Annotated in this window: 11 protein-coding genes; 6 read left to right on the top strand and 5 right to left on the bottom strand. The window is 41.7% G+C overall.

All coding sequences use genetic code 11. From position 1 onward, the window contains the following. Window positions 1-2 precede the first annotated feature (2 nt). A complete protein-coding gene (locus BVC89_RS15435; RefSeq protein ID WP_086932054.1) occupies window positions 3-923 on the bottom strand; it encodes an alpha/beta hydrolase family protein in 921 nt (306 codons plus the stop codon). 444 nt (window positions 924-1,367) lie between these two features. Here BVC89_RS15435 and BVC89_RS15430 point away from each other — a divergent pair, with 444 nt between their 5' ends. Both BVC89_RS15430 and BVC89_RS15425 read left to right on the top strand, forming a co-directional pair. After that, complete coding sequence (locus tag BVC89_RS15430; protein WP_086932053.1) at window positions 1,368-2,411, top strand: AraC family transcriptional regulator; 1,044 nt, start codon at window positions 1,368-1,370, stop codon at window positions 2,409-2,411. 129 nt (window positions 2,412-2,540) lie between these two features. Beyond that, window positions 2,541-4,856: a molybdopterin-dependent oxidoreductase gene (locus BVC89_RS15425; RefSeq protein WP_086932052.1), complete on the top strand. Its 2,316-nt coding sequence runs from the start codon at window positions 2,541-2,543 to the stop codon at window positions 4,854-4,856. A 16-nt stretch (window positions 4,857-4,872) separates the two neighbouring features. On the opposite strand, the gene BVC89_RS15420 is transcribed toward BVC89_RS15425, so the two are convergent. Beyond that, complete coding sequence (locus BVC89_RS15420; RefSeq protein WP_086932051.1) at window positions 4,873-5,853, bottom strand: LysR substrate-binding domain-containing protein; 981 nt, start codon at window positions 5,851-5,853, stop codon at window positions 4,873-4,875. A 134-nt stretch (window positions 5,854-5,987) separates the two neighbouring features. Between BVC89_RS15420 and BVC89_RS15415 the strand changes: the two genes are divergently transcribed. Continuing rightward, window positions 5,988-7,232, top strand: coding sequence for an efflux RND transporter periplasmic adaptor subunit (locus BVC89_RS15415; protein ID WP_086932050.1), 1,245 nt, complete (start codon window positions 5,988-5,990; stop codon window positions 7,230-7,232). A 2-nt stretch (window positions 7,233-7,234) separates the two neighbouring features. Beyond that, the gene (locus tag BVC89_RS15410; RefSeq protein WP_086932049.1) at window positions 7,235-10,420 is read left to right on the top strand and encodes an efflux RND transporter permease subunit; all 3,186 of its coding nucleotides are present in this window, start codon (window positions 7,235-7,237) and stop codon (window positions 10,418-10,420) included. A 173-nt stretch (window positions 10,421-10,593) separates the two neighbouring features. Here the strand turns inward: BVC89_RS15410 and BVC89_RS15405 are convergent, their stop codons facing one another. The 3 genes from BVC89_RS15405 to BVC89_RS15395 form a co-directional block, all read right to left on the bottom strand. Beyond that, on the bottom strand, window positions 10,594-11,091 hold the full coding sequence (locus tag BVC89_RS15405) for an SDR family NAD(P)-dependent oxidoreductase (protein WP_281261000.1): 498 nt from the start codon (window positions 11,089-11,091) through the stop codon (window positions 10,594-10,596). A 70-nt stretch (window positions 11,092-11,161) separates the two neighbouring features. Beyond that, on the bottom strand, window positions 11,162-11,911 hold the full coding sequence (locus tag BVC89_RS15400) for a hypothetical protein (RefSeq protein ID WP_086932047.1): 750 nt from the start codon (window positions 11,909-11,911) through the stop codon (window positions 11,162-11,164). A 6-nt stretch (window positions 11,912-11,917) separates the two neighbouring features. After that, on the bottom strand, window positions 11,918-14,101 hold the full coding sequence (locus BVC89_RS15395; protein ID WP_086932046.1) for a hypothetical protein: 2,184 nt from the start codon (window positions 14,099-14,101) through the stop codon (window positions 11,918-11,920). Between the two features lie 592 nt (window positions 14,102-14,693). Between BVC89_RS15395 and BVC89_RS15385 the strand changes: the two genes are divergently transcribed. Together BVC89_RS15385 and BVC89_RS15380 are read left to right on the top strand one after the other, a co-directional pair. Next, complete coding sequence (locus BVC89_RS15385; protein ID WP_086932044.1) at window positions 14,694-15,446, top strand: alpha/beta fold hydrolase; 753 nt, start codon at window positions 14,694-14,696, stop codon at window positions 15,444-15,446. Window positions 15,447-15,592: 146 nt separating this feature from the next. Beyond that, the gene (locus BVC89_RS15380) at window positions 15,593-16,048 is read left to right on the top strand and encodes a MarR family winged helix-turn-helix transcriptional regulator (protein ID WP_216824987.1); all 456 of its coding nucleotides are present in this window, start codon (window positions 15,593-15,595) and stop codon (window positions 16,046-16,048) included.

The raw sequence follows: 16,048 nt of genomic DNA, 5'->3' as shown, positions 1-16,048 counted from the left end.
TATTAGCGGCTTTGTTCGCCCTCTGATCTCATCCATTGCAAAGTCTCATACCAAACTTTCTTGTTAAAGGTCGAGCGAAAAAAACCAAAGTGCCCTATTTTTTCAAGATCAAGTTGGGCTGGCTTAATCCATATGTTGCTTATGTTATTGTTAACAAATAATTTTTGTAAGTTTTCAACATTAGACTCTGTAGCAATATGGTCATCAGTAAAACAGTAGGCCCTTATAGGAAAAGTGATGTCAGAGAAGTATTCATTACCGAACGCCTTCCCATCCACTGAAGTTTTTTTGCCTTTTTGGTCGAAGTAAGCCGCTAGGTATTCTACTTCCATACACCATGACCCCCATTCCTTGGCAACACCGATAGGAAGATTCTCCCCCATGCCTAAAATCTTAGCGGGTGCATAACCGACTAGCTTGGTGGTGATTGGGATGTAAAGCTTCCACAGAAATAGTGATAACAGTCGTTGACTGACGGACAAGCCCCCCCAATAGCCTGTTGAAACAGATACAAAAGTAGCAGCGCAAACCTTGTTGTGATTTTGCGCAAGCCCCAGCTGCTGGCCTCCTGTGGAATGACCCAATACAGTAAGTGGAAGGTTTAAAAATCGTTTTGAAATATATTCAATTGCTCCCCACACATCTAATTGTCCCCAGTCTCGGTAACGGGCATCAAAGCCTTTTAACTTGGTGGGCGCCGAACCACCAACACCACGGTAATCAAAGGTAAGAACTACAAAGCCTAAGGATGCGGCATATTTAGCAAATTTAATATAAAAGCCTTGTGGAATACCGGTACCAGAATTAATGAGCAAAGCCGTGTGATACTCATTAATAGGTGTAAAGAGCGTTGCAGATAAACTTACTCCATCACGCGCATATAGGGTGATAGGTTCCTGTTTAATTGTATTTATTAGGGTCATATAACGGCCTTTGAAGTATTACTTTTCGGTGTGAATATTGAACCAAATCACCAGTTGTATTGCTCACACTGATTCATTTAAATGTCATTGTCCCCTCTTCTTCTATAATTAAAATCTATCTTTAGATACTTTCATTTCCATAGGAGAAATAAACAAAAATACGACCAGCTGATGTGCTAAGGAGTGCCGATAGTGTCTATGAAGGGCCGATAAGTGATAAAAGAATATGAGGTCATATTTGACTGATTAATAACAGAGAAAACCGTATTTAAACCGAAATATTCTCTAATAATAGGCCTTTATAACCCGGCAAATTAGCTCACTAGTTTATCTTCTAAATGAGTTTTTCGGCTAAATGACCAGTAATGTCATTGCTATCTAAATCGGGTTTTGATTAATATCTAAAGTTAGGTTCAGATAAATAATAAGAATTAAATTAGTACTATGATACATTCTATTGGCTGTCGAGATAAAATTTTCCCATGGCATTTGCACCCCAGCCAAATGTATGAAATGGCGCTTGAATTAGGGATATCAAAAAGAGACTTGCTCTCTGCCGTTAAACTCAATGAAGAAAAAATAGAAGATCTTGAACTGCAAATTGCTTGGTCTCAGTATCGTGCAATGGCAGAGCTATTAAATCATTATGGGCCAGCAGATTGGTCGTTTCAATTTGGTAATCGCCTTACTCTTGCAAGCCACGGCATTATAAGCCTCGCTATTATGAACTGTAGCTCTTGGCGACAAATTCTCGAAATACTCACCAAGTATAAAAATTTGGTTACCTCTCTTTTTTTCTTGGATTTGGAATACACTGACACACATCTATTAATGACCATAAGGCCCGAATTTACCAGGGAGGATATTACTTTTAAGTTTGTTGAAATTTTTACCACAGTTTTTTATCGTTCTCTTTATCACATAACAACCTTTAAAGAGCTTATGGAGGATAACCAAGATAATATCTGCGTGTTTGTTAAGGGAGAGCAACCTGAATACTATAAAGATATGCATGAAGTATTTCACAATAATATTCGCTGGGGCCACTATGCCCATCAAATACGCTTCAATATATCTCTGCTCGATCGAGACATGGCGTTTTCCAATACTGTGGCGGCTAAGAATATGATTAAAATGCTTACGGCGCAGTTAACGTTACTTCCAAATCATAGAGGCGTTCTACGGGAGCTTTATTATTTATTCGAAAAAGGTTTGTATCGGCAAGAAGAATGCGCCAAACATCTATTTGCTAGTGTCTCAACCTTAAAGCGAAGCATAGCTAAAGCGTCTACTACTTTTAGTGAAGAGCTTGCCATTTATCGAATGGAAAAAGCGTGTTACTTACTTGGTAATACTGATATCAATATTGTTCAGTTATCAGATTTACTCGGATTCCAAGATAGTGATAGCTTTAGGAAGTTATTTAAGAAAAAGCTTGGGATTTCTCCTAGTAACTTTAAAGAAAAGATATTAAAGAAAAAATATTAAAGAAAAAACAACAAAGTACGTGACATATGTTGATCTAAAATACCTTGTTCTATCGTTTTTAGGGATTAATAATCGAAGTCTGTTAGCTCCTAACTAATAATAACGATTCCAATTTGACGGGAACAAGCTATGAGTCATATTATCAATGATATAACCGCGAATGAGAAACCCACTGCCTGTGTTTTATGCTCTATGAACTGCGGTCTGAAGGTTTCAGTCCATGAAAATAAAATTATTGAAGTCAAGGCTGATAGTAGTAATCCAATCTCCAAAGGGCATATTTGTAATAAAGCTTTTAGTATTAATCACTATGTGGATCATGCACTAAGGTTAAAAGAACCGCTTAAAAGAGATAATTCAAAGCATACTCCTATCATCTGGGAAATAGCACTTGAGGAAATAGCCACTAAACTTAAGTATGTTGAAAACAACTTTGGTGGTAATACGATTGCTGTCGCGGGTTTAGGTGGACAAGCCAATCACTCTGATGGTTTCTTTGGTATTGCTTTATTAAAGTATTTTAAATCTTCCTGGTTTTTTAGTGCTTATGCACAAGAAAAGACTCAACATCACTTGGTCGAAAAGCTCATGTTCGACTCGCCCAATCACTCAATGACCCATGCTGATCTCTGGAATAGTGACGTTTGTATTATTATAGGGTCTAATATTCTGGTGTCTAATCGAGGTTATAAAAATGCTGAAAATATACGTAAATATAAAGCATCAGGGAAATCCATTTTTGTTATTGATCCACGAGAAAATGAAACCACTAAAAAGTCAGATATTCATATAAACCCAAAACCTGGTGCTGATGTTTGGTTGCTCGCAGCGATGATTGCCATGATTCTAAAAAATAGTTGGCAAGATAAAAACTATATTGCAAATAATGTCCAGGTAAATACGACTTTCTTATCCTTGTTTAGAAACTTAGACATCAAAGATTTATGCTCTCGTGCAGGCGTGGTTTATGAAGACGTGTATGAGGTAACACGAGCCTACGCACACGCAGATAAAGCCAGCATATTATGGGATACCGGTATTGAATGGATACCTAATACCACATTGGTGAGCTGGCTACTTAAGGTAATGATTGTCATTACCGGGAATTTCGGCAAGCCCGGTGGTAATTACTTAAGACCAGGGTTCGCCGCAGATGGCGATTTCTTAGCAGCAAAAGAACCCTTTGTTGCGCCGGCTTCCGGTATTGTCGGCATTCCTGCACTCACCCCTTTTGAAATGTTCTCTCCTAATATATTAATTGATGAAATAGAAGCGGGAAATATAAAGGCTCTGCTGGTGAGCAATGCAAATCCTCTGCGTACCTACGCTAATACTGAAAGACTGCGTAAGGCTTTTGAAAAACTTGAATTACTTGTAGTAATAGATGTTGCCTACACGGAAACTGCGATGCAGGCAGACTATGTATTAGCTGCCCCCAGCGGTTACGAAAAATGGGAGTGGGCATCTTTCGGTAGAAAATTTCCCTATATTACAGCACACCTTCGAAAACCTATTTGTTACAGCGAAGGTAATACTAAAACCGAAGCTGAAATTTTTCAAACAATTCTTCAGTACTCGGGAGCTTCAACTAAAGCGCCCAGGCTACTGCAACATTTAGTAACGTGGTTAGGTAAAGATGGCTGGAATAACAACTGGATTGGCGTCACACTGTTATTAACAAGTGTGATAGCCGCTAAAGCCAATCCTTGGCAAACTTTTGTTCGCTGGGTAAGTTGGTCTTATGATGTGATCGGCCCATATTTACCGGCAAAAAATATTTCTGCAATGTGGCTCAATTGTCAGCTGGTCGCATTTACTCGTTACAAACAATTTATTAAAACTCCCACTAAAAACCCTTTCGTTCTAGGTAAAGAGTGGTTTAAGCAAGTATTACATAATCATAACGGCGTTATCTTGGGAGAGCTCCCTTGGGATTGGCATTTTACTACAGCCATCGGTTATCGAGATAGAAAAATTAGGCTTGCACCGAAAGTTCTTCACGAGGCACTTATAAACATTCTTACACAAACACCGAAACTAGATGACGATTACCCCCTTATACTTTGTGCTGGAGAGCGAAGCCAGTCTACCGCCAATACTATTTTAAGAAACCCACTATGGCGCAAAGGTAAGACAGCAAAATGTACTTTGAGAATTCACCCTAGTACCGCACATAAATATGGTCTTGAGAAAGGAGATATGGCCTTGCTTGAAACTGCCATTGGACAAAATAAGATAGAAGTCAACCTCGATCAGGGTATGCATCCTGATAGTGTGTCTATGCCAAATGGTATGGGGCTGTTATATCCCAACGCCAATAGTGCTGAGACGCTTGAAAGCTACGGTATCAATCCGAATAACTTAACGGATCATTTATCGAGAGATGAATTTACCGCAATACCTTTTCATAAGTATGTCGCCTGTCGTATCTCCAAGGCATCATAATGACGAGCTAAAAATTCTATTTTGAGAGTGTATCTAAATTTGTATGCACGTGAGTACGAGGACAACAAAACCTCCTCCCTAGTTCTTTGTAGTGGTCATGTGCGTACTCTCGAATAATCCGGTTAAGGTGAGTTCTTAACCACAATAGCCCATCATCTCGCTCTTGGCGTGCATGCCAAAATGACGCCACCGGCACACCGGGAATATCGATAGGTAATTCTATGACCGCCAGTCTGCCAGAAAAAATTGGCTCTTCAATGGCAGTAGGTGGTACCACAGCAATTAAGTCACTATTTTCAAGTAGGTGTGGGATGGCGGAAAAATGATTTACCGTCATTGCAATCCTGCGCCTTAATCCATACTGGGACAATACTTGATCGCTATACCCCATGGTGTCACCAGAAAGAGAAACCAGGATATGTTCTGCTGAGGCAAATTCTTCAATGGTCATTCCTGTTTTAGTCAAAGGGTGTTCTTTGCGCATGACACAGACAAACTTTGAATTGAAAAGAAATTCATTACGAATGACATTTAAATTAGTACTCACGTCACCAATAACCATATCAACTTCAGCATCAACCAGCACTTGTACACCATTGACGACAGTATAAGGTATTGCGTGAACATTAACTGAGGGGGCTTCTTTTTCTATTATCATACGTAGCTTAAGCCATGCTATATCCACAGTAACGCTGGCTAAGGCAACGCGGAAGGTACGAGTCGAAGTAGCTGGATCGAATATTTCAGGGTTGACCGCATGATTTAAATCTTGCAGTGGCTCTCGAATTTGTTGCCATAAATTTTGAGCAAATAATGTCGGCTGAATTCCGCGCCCTTCTTTGACAAAAAGTTCGTCTTTCCATATCAGCCGCATTCTTGAAACTGCATTGGATACCGCAGGCTGGGTCATTGCCAAACGCCTAGAAGCCTTAGTAATGGAGCCTTCTGTCATTATCGCATCAAACACCACAAGCAAGTTAAGTTCTTGGGTTCGCATAATTTTTCCTCAACTTACATGACTCATAAATATTTGTGATGTGTTTGATACTATTTAATAATTTTTTTTATTGCAATCACATCTCTATACTTGCCCCAATTAATATTTTAAATATTTGTTGAGGAGCAAATACAATGAAACTTTCAACAGCGATTAGATCTATGACATTGGCATCTATGGCCATGTTATTCGCTGCTTGCGGAACTAAGCAAAACCCCAATCAGGCGTCATATATTCCAAACGTATCCGTTGCTGAAGTTGTATACGAGCGGTTAACCGAGTGGGATACCTTCACTGGACGTCTGGAAGCACCGCGCACAGTAGAACTGCGACCGCGTGTTTCAGGTTATATTGACACGGTTGCCTTTGAAGAAGGTGCCATTGTTCAAGCTGGCGAGCCTCTATTTTTTATCGATAGTCGCCCATTTAAAGCAGAGGTTAAACGCCTTGAAGCCGATTTAGCAACAGCAAAAGCACGTTTTGAATTAGCACAATCAGAATACCAACGCGCACAAACGCTTATTGTAAAAAATGCGATTTCAGAGGAAGTACTGGATAACAGACGAGCACAGTTTGGTGAAGCGAGCGCGCAACAAGACGCTGTCGCAGCTTCTTTAGAATTAGCGCGTTTGCAATTAAGTTATACCCGTGTTGAAGCACCTATAACAGGACGAGTCTCTCGGGCCATTATTACCGCAGGGAATTTTGTGTCCGCCGGAGAAACTGTGTTAACCAATCTGGTCTCAACCAACAAGGTGTATGCATATTTTGATGCTGACGAACAAACATACCTTAACTATGTGAAACTTGATCGAGAAGGAAAACGCCCAAGCACTCGAGATAATGGTAACTTGGTTGTTATGGGCTTAGCTTCTGATAAAGATTTTCCATATCAAGGCTATATTGATTTTGTCGACAATAGTATCAATCCTGTCAGTGGAACGATTCGTGCGCGCGCCGTATTTGATAACGCTCAAGGCGAATTTATTCCTGGACTATTTGCGCGAGTTAAATTGATCGGCAGCGCTTCGTACGAGGGAATTTTAATTGACGACAAAGCCATCGGCACCGATCTTAATAATAAGTTTGTACTGTTGTTAGGCGATGACAATATTGTGCAATATCGTGCGGTTGAACTTGGTGAAAAGGTAAACGGATTGCGCATTATCAAACAAGGGCTTGAAGCAAAAGATAAAATTGTCGTCAACGGATTACAACGGGTTCGACCGGGGACAGAGGTGGCACCATCAACGGTGATGATGGCTTCTGAAAAAACAATCCAATCTCTACGTGCCATGCAAGCGCAAATCGATGCCACAACCCCTCGTCCACAACTTGCGAAACCTGCGAGTGCGGGTACGGATACTGTGGGAGGCTAGTTGTGAATTTTTCTAACTTTTTTATTCAAAGGCCGATTTTCGCGGGTGTGTTATCACTGCTGATTTTTATCGCAGGAGCCCTCTCCCTAAGTAAACTGCCGATCACCGAATACCCTAATGTGGTGCCACCGACCGTGGTGGTGACAGCGAACTACCCTGGTGCCAATCCTAAAGTGATCGCGCAAACAGTGGCATCTCCGCTGGAGCAAGAAATCACAGGCGTTGAAGATATGTTGTACATGTCTTCACAGGCTACCGCAGATGGTCGTATGACTCTTACCCTCACCTTCGCGATTGGCACAGACCCCGATCAGGCAACCACACTTGTGCAAAATCGAGTAGATCGAGCATTGCCTCGTTTGCCTCAAGAAGTGCAGCGTTTAGGTGTTGTTACACAAAAAGCTTCGCCTGACTTGACCATGGTTGTGCATTTGATTTCGCCTAATGATCGTTACGACATGTTGTATTTGTCGAACTATGCCCGCCTTAATGTGCGCGACGAGTTGGCTCGTATTGATGGTGTCGGCGACATTCAACTATTTGGTGTCGGCGAATTCTCAATGCGAGTTTGGCTTGACCCCGAAAAAGTTGCGGCACTTAGTTTAAACCCAGGTGATATTGCCGCCGCTATTCGTGAACAAAACCAGCAAGCAGCAGCAGGTTCTCTCGGCGCGCAGCCCACAGGCAACAGCGATTTTCAATTGCTGATTAACTTACAAGGTAGGCTCACAAGTGAGAAAGAGTTTGGCGATATCATTATTAAAGTAGATGAGAATGGCGCTATCTCGCGACTCCGTGATGTGGCGCGAATCGAGCTTGGCTCTAATTCCTATGCGCTGCGCTCGCTACTTAATAACGAACCTGCTGTCGCCCTTCCGGTTTTTCAGGCGCCGGGCAGTAATGCCATCCAAATTTCAAAAGATGTGCGTGCCCGAATGGAAGAATTGAAACAGTTTTTCCCGCAAGGTGTGGATTATCGCATCGTCTATGATCCCACCGTTTTTGTTCGTGGCTCCATCGATGCTGTCATTACAACCTTACTTGAGGCGGTAATTTTGGTAGTGCTTGTGGTTGTGTTGTTTTTGCAAACTTGGCGGGCGTCAATCATTCCTTTGGTCGCGGTGCCAGTCTCGTTAGTAGGCACCCTTTCAATTATGCATTTGATGGGTTTCTCACTCAACGCCTTGTCATTGTTTGGCTTAGTGCTCGCCATAGGTATTGTGGTGGACGATGCGATTGTTGTGGTTGAAAACGTAGAGAGAAATATTCACGAAGGCTTATCACCAACAGAGGCGACCAAAAAAGCGATGAGTGAAGTCACCGGCCCTATTATCGCCATTACACTGGTTCTGATTGCGGTGTTTGTGCCAACCGCATTTATGTCCGGTCTTACGGGGCAGTTTTATAAACAGTTCGCACTGACAATCAGCATTTCGACGGTTATATCAGCATTTAATTCTCTGACCTTAAGTCCGGCACTCTCTGCTTTGTTACTGCAAGATAAAGATGCGCCGAAAGACAAGTTAACTCGTGTGATTGACCGTATTTTTGGTCACCTAGTATTTGTGCCATTTAACCGTATATTTAAGCGGGCGGCAGAGGGTTATCAAAGCGGTATCGCCAAACTTATTCGTATGAGTGGCATTGTTATTGTGTTGTACGCAGGCTTGATGGCTTTGACTTATCATCAATTTGCCTCGACACCCACAGGATATGTCCCAGGGCAAGATAAGATGTACTTGGTGTCGTTCGCACAACTGCCAAATGCCGCATCTCTTGATCGCACTGAAGATGTGATTCGTCAAATGTCCAGCATTGCACTCGAACACCCAGGTGTGGAGTCGGCCGTTGGTTTTCCTGGACTCAATATTAATGGTTTAACTAACAGCTCTAACAGCGGCATCATCTTTGTGACTCTAGAAGGGTTTGATAAACGCACTAGCCCTGAGCTCAGTGCCAATGCTATTGCCGCTTCACTTAACCAACAATACGGTATGATCGAAGATGCATTTATCGCTATTTTCCCGCCACCTCCCGTGCAAGGTTTGGGGTCTATCGGTGGCTTCCGTTTACAGATTGAAGATAAAGCCAACCTTGGCTATGAAGCCCTCTACGATGTGACTCAAGAAGTGATGCATAAGGCGAGGAGTACACCTGAGCTTGCTGGAATTTTCTCAAGCTACGAGATTAATGTGCCGCAACTTGATGTTGACCTTGATCGCACGAAAGCGAAGGGCCAAGGGGTCAATATTGATGAAGTATTTACCACGATGCAGTCCTATCTCGGTTCTTTATATGTTAATGACTTTAATCAGTTCGGCCGTACCTACCAGGTGAACTTGCAAGCGGACGAAAACTTTCGCCAAGAACCTGAACAGATCGCCCAAATAAAAGTGAGAAATGCCTTTGGTAATATGATTCCGCTGGGTTCGTTCATCAACGTTAAACACAGTGCTGGCCCTGATCGAGTCATGCACTACAATGGCTTTACCACAGCAGAAATAAACGGTGCGCCGGCGCCGGGCTTCAGCTCGGGACAGGCCCAGGCCAAGATGATTGAGATTCTGCAAGAGACACTGCCTATTGGTATGGACTATGAGTGGACTGAACTGACATATCAGCAGATACTTGCCGGTAATACCGCCGTGTTAGTATTTCCTCTTGTAGTGCTCTTAGTTTTTCTAGTGCTTGCTGCACAATACGAAAGCTTATCGTTACCGGTGGCCATTATTCTGATTGTGCCAATGACACTTTTATCAGCCATGACCGGCGTTATTTTAACGGGTAGCGACAATAATATTTTCACACAAATTGGCTTTATCGTACTGGTGGGCCTGGCAATGAAAAACGCAATACTTATTGTTGAATTCGCCAAGGAGTTGCAAGACGATGGCATGACCGCATTAGCGGCTATTAAAGAAGCTGGCCGTTTACGCCTACGTCCAATTTTAATGACCTCATTTGCCTTTATTATGGGGGTATTACCCATGGCTATATCTTCTGGTGCGGGCTCGGAAATGCGACAAGCCATGGGGGTTGCAGTATTATCCGGCATGATAGGAGTTACCATCTTCGGCCTTATCCTAACTCCGGTATTCTATTATTTATTGCGCAGTAAAAAGGCGAAACAGCCAGACCCTCAAATAAAACCACAGGCAGATGCTGGCGAGTTGGAGTATCAATCATGAGAGCTGCTGTAGCTAATTCGAGAGCTAAGGCACAAGCCATTGAACGAACTTGGAGGCAAAATACTTAATTCATAGAAACTAGCAAATGTTTAGCTACCTTGAAAGAATAAGAGGCCTTCGCCGAAGGCAAACATCGTTTTGCCGCTCCTCAACAGTCGGCGTTGTGCCTCTTTCTATATCCGTTTCAGATACTTATTTCGGCCTCTTCTACCGACCCATTCTAGAAGTGGATATAAATAGCTAATCATCCAAGGAAAACATGAAATGAAGCGGCCACTTAAGCTTTCAGAGTAAGGGACATAGAGTTCTAAATGTTTAGACTTGATTGCTTTTATTACCGCATCACCCACATCCTTAACGGTCACCGGCACACTAACAAAATTAAGAAGGCTGCCACCATGTGTGGCTTCATAACGTAACATTTTGCTATCAACTCCGGTGGGGTAGATACCGGAAATGTTAACTTTATAAGGTTTTAATTCATCTCTAATTCCGGCCATAAAACCTCGCAAGCCAAATTTAGATCCGGAGTAAACAGCACTTCCCTTCAATGAAACAATACCTCCCATGGATACAGTGGCAATGATATGCCCTCCTCCATGCGCCACCATATTATGTGCGCACGCCTTTATTAAATGCACGGCACTGCGAAGATTTAACTCTAATTGCAGGTCTATACATGTATGCGGCTTTCACAGATCACAGATTACATATCGGCGAGGGCGAATATGTAGGAATATATCAATTAGCGTTTGCTATATGTGTCCACTCTGAGGTAGTGGCAAAATGGTAAGTAGAGATTAAAGAACGTCCTTGTGGGCCAAATTTCTCAAGGCTTAGGCTTAATGAGCCTTGAATATATTGTCTTCCTGTCACACCGCCAGCAATAGCGGCGGCTGTCACTGATTGTTGATCAGCTTCTATATTTTGAGCGTTAGTAATTGTCAGCACAGCACTTTTAATTGAGAAGTCAGGATAGTCGTCGACTTGAATTAAATTGTTTCCAGTAACAAGAGGTTTATCCACTTCCATAATAAATGTTTTAGGCTTATTCCTATCAATATCGTCCGAAACTAAAAATACACTGGTTTTAGTAATACGCTTAGGGTTAGGAAAATCTGCGGTTGCCTGGACGCTAAATTTACCTTTGTGAAAGCGAGGCACTTCGTTCAGTACATTGTAAGAAACGCCGATATAGGAAAGGCCAATTGCGTCTAAATCTTTATGGCTTATTGTCATCCTGACAGTATGATTCATACCATCACCGCTAATAGAACCAATAGCAATGCCCTTGCCCTCTGCGCTACATTCATCATCTTGATTAGCGCCAAAATAACAATACTCTCGATAAGGGTCTTCAAACGTATCTTTTGGTTGCTCCATCACCAAGCTATCGTCTAGTGTATTACTGTCATCACTTTGTTCCGCTTTTTCACATCCAAACAGCACTAACGATACGAGAATTAGTAGGTTGGATTTTATGTTTTTCATCCTTTGTCAGCCTTGAATTATCAATAAGGAATCGTCAATATTGCCACCCACTAGTTGCATTAGTTCAGCCGTATCCTGCTCCTTAACCACTATATAAGTCATTGTGTCACTGCCATCGTTAATTTCAATAAGCGTTAAATTTTGAGTGTTAAGAAAACTCCCGTAAGCCTGCCATTGCTTATAGTTTTCCTGTTGATAATCCTTATCGCTCAGGGTGCATACACAGAGGGGTAAGCCTAGATAATTCATAGAAGCGTTAACCTGATGTTCAATTGAGCTATTATCCTTCCAATCACTGCTCAGCAGAACGGCACTATCACTCTTCGAAATCGCATCAATTTTCTCAACGATGGAATATATCGCCGATCTTTTGTCTTTGTCATTTTGAATATGTTCGTGCTCTAGCTCTGAACATATCTTTAAACGTTGATCAGCCGTTACATTAAAAGCCATAAGTTCGAAAATTTTCTGAACAATAGCAAACTCAATTTGATGTGAGCGTAGTTCGTCACTAAATTTTGGAGCTGATAAGTCCACACTAGTGTTAGTTGCCACGTCTTTAAGAGTCACACTTAAGCCTAGCGTTTGAATGGTGCTTTGCAAAGCGTGAAAACCTTTATCATCAACTACTATTGCGTGACATTCTTTATCATTAAAATCGACCTCTATTAATCGCAGTTGTTTATTACTCAAGAAATCAGCGTAAGCAACAAGAGAAGCAGATTCGTATTGTGCATGACGTAACTGTTCAAATTCAGAAAATTCTGTTTGAGGTATATTATAATAGCCCATTGACTGCTCAACAGACTCACTAAGTGACGCACTTTGATCCCAATACGTGGAAAAGGCTAACCTTCTTCGCCCAGGTAGCGCTACAGACAATACCCAAAAGAGAGTGGGTAAATAATCATTTGCGTTCCAGTTATGGACACGCATACGAGAAAGCGCGCCATAGTAGAGACTGTTCTTTTCTGAGTCGCTGGCATGTAATACCAATGCCGAAAGTAGATCCTGCAACTCCTGCTCATTTACTTTTATTATTTTGTTATTATTGCTTGATGGACTAGCATTTTTACTTTTTATTTTATCTGCGTGAGCTTTTATGTAACTCAAAGTGATAAAAGTAAACCACGAACTATTTTGTTTAGCCGTCGCTATTATTTTTTGATACAGCGATTCATTAACACTCGTATTTTCAGGTAAAGATAACAGTGCAGATAAGGCATTTAAACGGCTATACCAATCAAGTTCGGCATCGGCATAGTACTGCCATATAAAGTCAAAAACTTCTTGCCTACTAAAATCTGAGCGGAATTTTACCGATAAAATTAGATTGGCTATCGCCCCCTTGTCTCTGCTAGTTTCAGCAATTTTTTGACAAAATAAAATAATATCTCGTCGATCATTAAAAGCTTGTAGAAATTGTTTTATTATCGTCGACAAAGGTGTTGGATTGAAACCACCATAGCCATGGTTCTTTAACATATAATGCTCTACAGCATCTTCAAATTCGGGGTGAACCTTTTGCGGCTCTGGCTCAGCGGGTACAGCTTCTTCTAACCACCTTTTAAAGTCTGGTAGCATGTGTTCAAATTCATCACATTTTCTATGTACTGCCGAAAATAGATACTTATCATTCTCAAAGTCTTTTTGATCAAGCCGAGAGCGAATAAATACCTCATAGGCCTTAGAAAAATTTAATGATGATAATGATCGGTAAAACCTGTCAGACGATATATTCAGCTCAGCGTCTATTGACGGATGCGCTTGAGTAAGGAGAGATAGTACCTCCTCATCATTGCTTTCGAAATAGTGATCGGCAATAGCGTAAAAAGCCGATTCTCTCACATTTAAGTCTTCGTCATTTAAAAAGATACGCTTTAGCGCTGGCAAAGCATTCTTTGGGAAAAACTTAGTTTGCCTTAATGCATGTTGTCGAATTTTTGGTTTTTTACCAAACTCTGCTCGCGACATAACAATAGGTGATACATCGATATTATTAATCACTTCGAGTTTTAGTACATCCTCAACTAATCTCTCAGCCTGCTCTGCTATTAACTTAGTACTAACAAGCTCCATTAATTGATCGTCATCGGCATGATCAGCTAATAGTTCTTGATAGGCAGCAAGTTTATTACTGGCTGCGCCCTTAGTTAGTTTGGGACGCCACTCTTTAACGACATTGCTCATTAGTACTTATCCTCAGTTACTTTAGCTATTTTCATGTTCTTATATTTGACGCTAGGCTTAAAAAAGATGGATAAATTCGACTAAACAGCTTTGATTAAAACCGTAAACTCTAACTTTTTTGCCAAATAATAACGCTGTCATAAGGGTGCTGTAGACCGCATTTGCATTTGCATTTTTTTCTAATTCCGTATTGCCTTTTGCCCCCCACCTTAACCAAGATTTTTGAGTACAAGTGCCGCCAGCATCGGCTATTTGGAATGAGACCCTAAGCTTGGCTGTACTAAGGTAACATCGCTTTCCACCTGTCAATCATAGGCAAGTGCATTAAGAGAAAAAACTAGGCTTATTGGGAATAGAGCTTTGCGTAAAAATTTCAATTGATAATCCTTATTCAATAATCATCATTTATTTCGATTGATGGGGTAAAACGCTAAAAACCGTTTTAGGCGGATAATTCTACATAAAATACTATGAGGCTTATAGTTAAAAATTAAATAGTGCACTATTGACTTGTAAGCTAACTAATATATGCTTTGCAAAATAGATAGTGCACTAAGTATTTTTAAGTTAACCAACCTGAGGAAGCTAAACTATGAAAACCTTGAAAACCTTGATCGCTTTAAGTGCGATTCTATTTACCACCGCCTTTGCTGGTGTTGTCTCAGCGAAAGAACCCACTACCGTCGTACTAGTGCATGGCGCATTTGCCGATGGTTCATCTTGGTCTAAGGTGATACCACGCTTGGAGAAGGCGGGATTAAACGTGATTGCTGTACAAAACCCACTGGAATCTCTTGCAGGCGATGTTGCCTTTACCCATCGAGCGATCAGCAGTGCCCCTGGAGATGTGGTGCTTGTAGGCCATTCTTGGGGAGGTATGGTCATTACTGAAGCGGGTGTGCACCCAAAAGTAAAATCCTTGGTTTATGTTGCCGCCTATGCGCCTGATGCTGGACAGTCACTGCTTGATGTTGCAGGCAAATACCCTGATGCACCAGGTCTGGGTTTCTTATCAGCGGATGCTGAGGGTTATTTAAGACTTAGCAAAGACGGTGTCACAAAACACTTTGCTCACGATGTGTCTGCGCGTGAACAAGATGTTATTGCTGTGACTCAAGGTGCGCTTAATAGCAAAGCTTTGGAGCAAAAAGTGAGTAATGTGGCATGGAAACACAAACCCAACTTCGCCGTTGTTGCCACCCAAGATACGATGACCCTAACCCAACTGCAGCGCGATCAAGTTAAAAAATTAGATGCGACAGCAGTAGAAGCGAAAGCTAGCCATGTGGTGATGGTTTCTCAACCAAAAGCTGTGGCTAACCTCATTATTAAGGCGGCTCGCTAGTCATCAAACATGAGCCTCCTAGACATTGTCAATAAGTGCCTGTCCTAATAGCTAGTCGTAATAGCCAATAGGCAATGGGCACTAACTGGTCGAATAAAAGCTCGCTAACGCGTAAACTAGTGGGCTAAATATAAGGAGGCTATAGAGTGAAATCAAAAATCACTGACACCAAGGGGGAATTGCGCTTAGCTCAGCAGTTGTGTTTCGCCCTTTATTCCACGTCACGTGCGTTTACTAAACAATATGGCGCCATACTCGGGGATCTGGGGCTAACCTATCCTCAATATGTGGCTATGATGGTATTGTGGGAACAAGACGGCATCTTAGTTCAGGAATTGGCTAAACGAATGGAAATTGAGGGTCCAACCGCGACACCGCTTATTCAAAGATTAGAGAAACAAGGCTTAGTAGTAAGAACACGTAATGCGGAAGATGAACGCAAAGTACTTGTTTTTCTCACGGAAAAAGGCAGTCATTTATTTGAAAAAGCTCGTGCAGTGCCCGCTAAAATTGGCCAAGCGGTTGGCCTGAATGCCAACGAAGCAAGTAAATTAACCAAAGAGCTCAATCGAATTCGAGCCAATATTGGCCCAAGTAAATAG

This window comes from Agarilytica rhodophyticola (assembly GCF_002157225.2).
In the GTDB taxonomy this organism is placed as follows: Bacteria; Pseudomonadota; Gammaproteobacteria; order Pseudomonadales; family Cellvibrionaceae; genus Agarilytica; species Agarilytica rhodophyticola.
The sequence above is the reverse complement of the archived record's forward strand: the minus strand, read 5'-3'. Positions and strand labels throughout refer to the sequence as shown.